Raw genomic sequence first — 387 nt, forward strand, 5'->3', positions numbered from 1 at the left:
ACATTAGGTGCATTAGGTGAACATCAAATCATAGATGGATTAGGTACTGAAGATCAAAAACGTTATATGCATCATTATAATTTCCCTAATTTCTCTGTAGGTGAAACTGGTCCAGTAAGAGCGCCAGGTCGTCGTGAAATTGGTCACGGTGCACTAGGTGAACGTGCTTTATTACAAGTGATTCCTGATGAAAAAGAATTCCCATATACAATTAGAGTTGTATCTGAAGTATTAGAATCTAATGGTTCATCATCACAAGCATCAATTTGTGGCTCTACACTTGCACTTATGGATGCTGGTGTACCAATTAAAGCGCCAGTTGCTGGTATAGCGATGGGATTAATCACTAAAGATGATAACTATACAATTCTTTCTGACATACAAGGT

1 pseudogene is annotated in these 387 nt (G+C 37.7%); it reads left to right on the top strand.

From position 1 onward, the window contains the following. Window positions 1–387: pseudogene (locus E4T88_RS17835) on the top strand (polyribonucleotide nucleotidyltransferase); the annotation flags it as partial.

This window comes from Dysgonomonas mossii, assembly GCF_004569505.1.
Classification (GTDB): Bacteria; Bacteroidota; Bacteroidia; order Bacteroidales; family Dysgonomonadaceae; genus Dysgonomonas.